Source organism: Caldicoprobacter faecalis (genome assembly GCF_900115765.1).
GTDB classification, from domain to species: domain Bacteria; phylum Bacillota; class Clostridia; order Caldicoprobacterales; family Caldicoprobacteraceae; genus Caldicoprobacter; species Caldicoprobacter oshimai.
Genome location: NZ_FOXR01000062.1, coordinates 1 through 5,010 on the forward strand (window position 1 = coordinate 1; position 5,010 = coordinate 5,010).

The following is a 5,010-nucleotide window of genomic DNA, read 5'->3' on the forward strand; positions in this document are numbered from 1 at the left end:
TCATTTCTTTTTGTGTCATGTTGAATATCTCCTCTCTCATGTATGACATTATATCAGAATAATTTCAATATGACATTATCACAGAATAACAACAGATGTTTATCACCATTATTTACAAAGTTTTAACAAAAAATTAATACAGTTCCTCTCAATTAAGCGACATAATGTGCCACAACTTTATGCCCAGGGCGTTGCAAGGTTTACGCGATAAAAATTAGTTTTAGAGGGGTAGAGGCTGGTTATACTTAAGATATAAATTTAAAGGCGTTTTAAATGGGGAACCTTTGGAGGTGAAAAGACGTGGACTGTTTATTGGTCATATTTGGTGGTACGGGTGATTTGGCTCATCGAAAGCTGTATCCTGCTGTTTATAACCTCTTTTTATCAGAGCAACTGTCTCAGCATTTTGCTGTGGTCTCGGTGGGACGCAGGGATAAAACCGACGAAGAGTTCAGGCAAGATGCTGTTGAAGCGATAAAGAAGTTTTCAAGGCCCAACAGCGGCACTGATGAAGATTTGAATGCCGTTGTATCCAGGTTCTATTACTATAAATTGGATATAAGTGATTCCTATGGATATGTGGGCTTGAAGGAATACCTGTCTAGGCTGGATGACCGTTATGGAACGCAGGGCAACAGGTTGTACTATCTGGCGGTGGCGCCTGAGCATTTTAAAACAATAGTTCAGCACCTCAAATCTGCCGGTATGGTGCTAAACGACGGATTGAGCTGGCAGAGGCTGATTATAGAAAAGCCCTTTGGCAGCGATTTAAGTTCGGCAATAGCCTTAAACAATGTCATAACAAGTGTGTTTAGCGAAAGGCATGTATACAGGATAGATCATTATCTAGGGAAAGAAATGCTTCAAAACATAATGGCCATACGTTTTGCCAACGCCCTCTTTGAGCCGTTGTGGAATAACAAATATATAGACCATGTTCAGATTATATCCAGCGAAACAGTGGGGGTTGAGAACAGAGGGCCTTATTATGAAAAGGCAGGGGCGCTGAGGGATATGATACAAAATCACATGCTCCAGCTTTTAATGCTAACTGCCATGGAACCTCCTGCACAGCTGGATACCGAGTCTATAAGGGACGAAAAGGTCAAGGTGCTAAAATCGCTGTCGGAAATGACTCCTGCCAAGGTGCGGCGGGACGTGGTGAGGGGGCAGTACGGCGGGGGCTATATAGATGGGAAGCCTGTTGTAGGATATCGGGAGGAGAGCAGGGTGTCGCCTTTTTCCAACACCGAAACCTTTGTGGCCATGAAAGTGGAGATTGAAAACTTCAGATGGGGTGGGGTGCCGTTTTATCTGCTGACTGGTAAGAGATTGCCCGAGAAGTTTACTGAGATAGTTATACAATTCATATCCCTGCCCGAGGTGCTGTATTTTAAGGAACTAAAGGGGCTCAAACCCAACACTCTTTTGATACGGATCCAACCCCGTGAAGGAGTGGAGCTGTATTTCAACGCCAAGAAACCCGGAGTTAAGAACGAGATAATACAGGTGGGGATGGACTTTTGCCAGAACTGTGCCGTCGATGCCGTGTCTCCCGATGCCTATGAGCGGCTTTTGCTGGATGCCATGAAAGGCGATTCTGCGCTTTTTACGCGCTGGGATGAGGTGGAATATGCCTGGCGCTTTGTGGATAACATAGCCAAAGTATGGGCAGAAGAGGAGCCTGATTTTCCAAACTATCCGGCTGGGACATGGGGCCCTCCTGCAGCCAAGGAGCTGATAGAAAGGGATGGGAGAAAGTGGAGGATGATGGGATAGGGCTTTTGTAAATAAAAGTTATTTGAACTTTGTATAATATCCTGATACAATATAAAGGTAAGATAAAAATTGCCAGTACAAGAACTTATTGTTTAAAGTGAATGAGGGGGGTTTTAATCATGGATATGTCTAAATCAGAAAGGGAAGAACTTTTAAAGCTTTATGAAGGACTTCGCGTGGCTGATGTACGGGATGGAATGGATTGGAACATGATGCATGGCTATGGCAGCATGTCTCATGAGATTCGTCCGCTGTTTAGAACAAGAGTAGTAGGGATTGCTAGGACGGTACGATATCTGCCTTATGAAGGTTCGGTCCCCAAAATGAGTCCTGAGGAATATACTGAATGGGTAAGCTGGTATTATAACAATGTTTGTACTTATCCGTGGATAGAAGATATCCAACCGGGCGATTTTATAGTTATTGATCAAAGTGGGGTAAATGCTGCCTTATGGGTTCTCACAATTCTCTGGAAGGTTTTAGAAGGGGAGCCCGTGGTTATGTGATAGAGGGCGGGGTGCGAGACACTGACGAGCTGATTTTGCAAAAGATTCCTGTCTGGTCGAGATTTATATCTCAGGCAATGGTACAGGGTAGGTTGCGTTATGACGCCAAGGATATTCCCGTATCGGTGGGCGGTGTAGTTGTGCACCCTGGAGATGTGGTTGTAGCGGATGGGGACGGAGTAATTGTAGTTCCCAGAAAGATGGCTTATGAAGTAGCTAAATATGCCAGACGCGAGTTAAACAATGATAAGATTCAAAGAAGGAAATTGTATGAAGCCATGGGCTGGGAGCTGGATGATACTGTCAAATAGATGAAGGGGGATGCCGTTTATGGAGTATTTTTCAACACAGGAAATTGGCAGAATATTTGTACTAAGGTTAGACCAAGGAGACATGGTGCTTGAAAGCATAAATGAGCTGATCGTCAAGGAAGGGATTAAAGATGCGGTGGTGGTATCTGGCATAGGAACGCTGGACAGGTGCACACTGCATATGGTAATGACCACTGGTTATCCGCCGGTTGAGCATTTTGAACGCTGGGAAGACAAACCTCTTGAGCTTGCGTCAATAGACGGCATAATAGCGGATGGAAAGCCACATTTGCATGCCGTAGTGTCTGATCGTGAAAAAGCCTATGCGGGGCATCTTGAGAACGGCTGCAGGGTTTTGTATTTGGCAGAAATAGTTATAGTGGAGGTAAAATCGCTGGACCTTACCAGAGTACCCAATGATAAAAACATATTAAAGCTTATAAGCCGCAAGCAACGGCTATGAGGTTAGGCTGTAGGCAACGGTTACGAGGTCAATAAAAATATAAAGCTTCCCGTAAGTTTTTCTTGATGAGGGTGAGGAGGAATATAAGGAAAACTTTTAGGGGAAGCCCGATAGCGCAAAAAGAGGTTGATTTACCAACCTCTTTTTGCTTTGATTTTTGTGATTATTCCTGTGAAGTAACTATTTTAAATTCTTTGAGCATGTGGTAGAACCTTGCCCCATGTCCTTCTTCGGCTCCCAGGAAGAACTGCTGTTTTATCACAAAGGTGCCTCCCTGTTTATCATCTACAAGGTAATATCTCACTATGGGAGAGTCAAATTCAAGGCCGCTACGGGCGCGTAAGGATATCGACTCAATAGGGTCATTGACGACGCCATAGTTATCCACGGTTTCAAAGGAGGACTTAAGCTCGGCTTCCAGCTGTGCGGCCATCTCCTGAGGAGATTTATTCGCCACTCGCTGAATTTCCATGTATACCTCCGGCAAATTGTCGCCCGGATCCACGTTTGGAATGATTCTATCCTTTCCATCTTGTTTTACCACGTGATACATGCTTTCATCGACGTATATAACGTATCCGGGTCCTTCATTGAGGTTTACCTTGGTGTCCTCCTTTTGCCCCTCTATATCCTGGACTATGACCTTTTCTGGGGTAAGTATTTCCCTAATTTTGGCAACTGCAGCCCTGCCTGCATTGGTAGATGTGAAAAATGCTATGCCTAAAGCTGCTGCTGTCAGGGTTATGGCTGTAAAGATGGATTTGATTTTACTCTTTTTTATGGCCTTTACCTCCTTTTGGTTTCCATAATATTCAATTTTGGATTCAATACCTTTCCATATGTCCTCTTTAAGATTTAAGGATACGTCTGTGGCTTTCAAGAGAGCGTCTTTGATCTCTTGGTCAAAAATTTTTTCCTCCACTTCTTTTCCTCCCTTCCTTTATTTCTAATAAAACCTGTTTAAGCCTTTCACGCCCTTTGAAAAGCCTTGATTTTACGGTATTTATATTTACATCCAAAATCTCAGCAATTTCTTTTTCTGAAAAATTATTGAGATATTTTAATATAATTGGTATCCTGTTTATTTCTTTAAGCCCCTGTATTGCAGCATAAAGCTCCTCGTATTCCTCGAATTTATAGTCGTCCCTCTGTGAGCTCATAGGATGGTCATCTAAGTACTGGTCTATCGGTATCACCTTTGATTTGCGCTTCATAATCCGGTTGCATTCGTTCACCAGTATCCTGTAAAACCAGGGTTTAAAGGGTTTTTCTTCATCATAGAAGATTATGTTTCGGTAAACCCTTATAAGGGCTTCTTGAACGGCATCGGATGCATCGGCGCTGTTTTTGGTGATGGCAAATGCCGTACGTATAGCATATTCTGCATATTCGTTGTACAGCTGTTCAAAGGCTTGTTTATCGCCTTCTTTAATCCTGGCAATCACATCCTTTTCCACCCGTGCACCTCCTTTCCGGTCTTTCTATATAAGATACCCTTTTAAAAGGAGAAAAGTTTTCGAAATTGAGATATTTTTCCTCTTCTTTTTGCTCTTCTGCGTATAAAGCCTTGGAAGCCGGATGCTCATATTGAGATGAAAAGAATCAGCAATAGAGATGTTAACTGTTACACGATTTATTAATAAAGATAAATGCAGCGTAAATAACATAATAAAATGCTTTTTATAAAAAGGATATTGACAAGCAGGGGTTGTGTGTGATAATCTATAACGGCCGTTGGCCAAGGGAGCTGATGGCGGCTTAAGAGAGCATAATAAAAGAGGAACAAAAAAAGGGTATTGACAAAGGGGAATTGATTTGATAGTATATAATTCGCCGCTTTTAAGGGGCGGCGGGAGATGGTCCTTGAAAACTGAACAGTGGTTGGAAGGCCAGGTCAATTCTGGAGAGGTAAGACTCATTTGCGGCAAGATGCGAGTTTAGGATATAGATT

5 protein-coding genes and 1 pseudogene are annotated in these 5,010 nt (G+C 42.9%); 4 read left to right on the plus strand and 2 right to left on the minus strand.

Annotated features, from left to right (window positions below; genetic code table 11):
* Window positions 1-300 precede the first annotated feature (300 nt).
* The 3 genes and pseudogenes from zwf to BM241_RS11815 all read left to right on the plus strand — a co-directional run bounded on the left by zwf (window position 301) and on the right by BM241_RS11815 (window position 3,059).
* Complete coding sequence (zwf, locus tag BM241_RS11805) at window positions 301-1,779, plus strand: glucose-6-phosphate dehydrogenase (RefSeq protein ID WP_092282878.1); 1,479 nt, start codon at window positions 301-303, stop codon at window positions 1,777-1,779.
* A gap of 230 nt (window positions 1,780-2,009) precedes the next feature.
* Window positions 2,010-2,596 (plus strand): annotated as a pseudogene (locus BM241_RS11810) (RraA family protein).
* A 19-nt stretch (window positions 2,597-2,615) separates the two neighbouring features.
* Complete coding sequence (locus BM241_RS11815; RefSeq protein WP_177206172.1) at window positions 2,616-3,059, plus strand: PPC domain-containing DNA-binding protein; 444 nt, start codon at window positions 2,616-2,618, stop codon at window positions 3,057-3,059.
* Between the two features lie 163 nt (window positions 3,060-3,222).
* Here BM241_RS11815 and BM241_RS11820 read toward each other — a convergent pair whose 3' ends face one another.
* Both BM241_RS11820 and BM241_RS11825 read right to left on the minus strand, forming a co-directional pair.
* A complete protein-coding gene (locus tag BM241_RS11820) occupies window positions 3,223-3,981 on the minus strand; it encodes a hypothetical protein (protein ID WP_092282880.1) in 759 nt (252 codons plus the stop codon).
* Window positions 3,962-4,516: an RNA polymerase sigma factor gene (locus BM241_RS11825; RefSeq protein ID WP_092282881.1), complete on the minus strand. Its 555-nt coding sequence runs from the start codon at window positions 4,514-4,516 to the stop codon at window positions 3,962-3,964. The genes BM241_RS11820 and BM241_RS11825 overlap by 20 nt, the downstream gene beginning before the upstream one ends.
* A gap of 358 nt (window positions 4,517-4,874) precedes the next feature.
* Here BM241_RS11825 and BM241_RS12985 point away from each other — a divergent pair, with 358 nt between their 5' ends.
* The gene (locus BM241_RS12985; RefSeq protein WP_278292899.1) at window positions 4,875-5,000 is read left to right on the plus strand and encodes a hypothetical protein; all 126 of its coding nucleotides are present in this window, start codon (window positions 4,875-4,877) and stop codon (window positions 4,998-5,000) included.
* Window positions 5,001-5,010 lie beyond the last annotated feature (10 nt).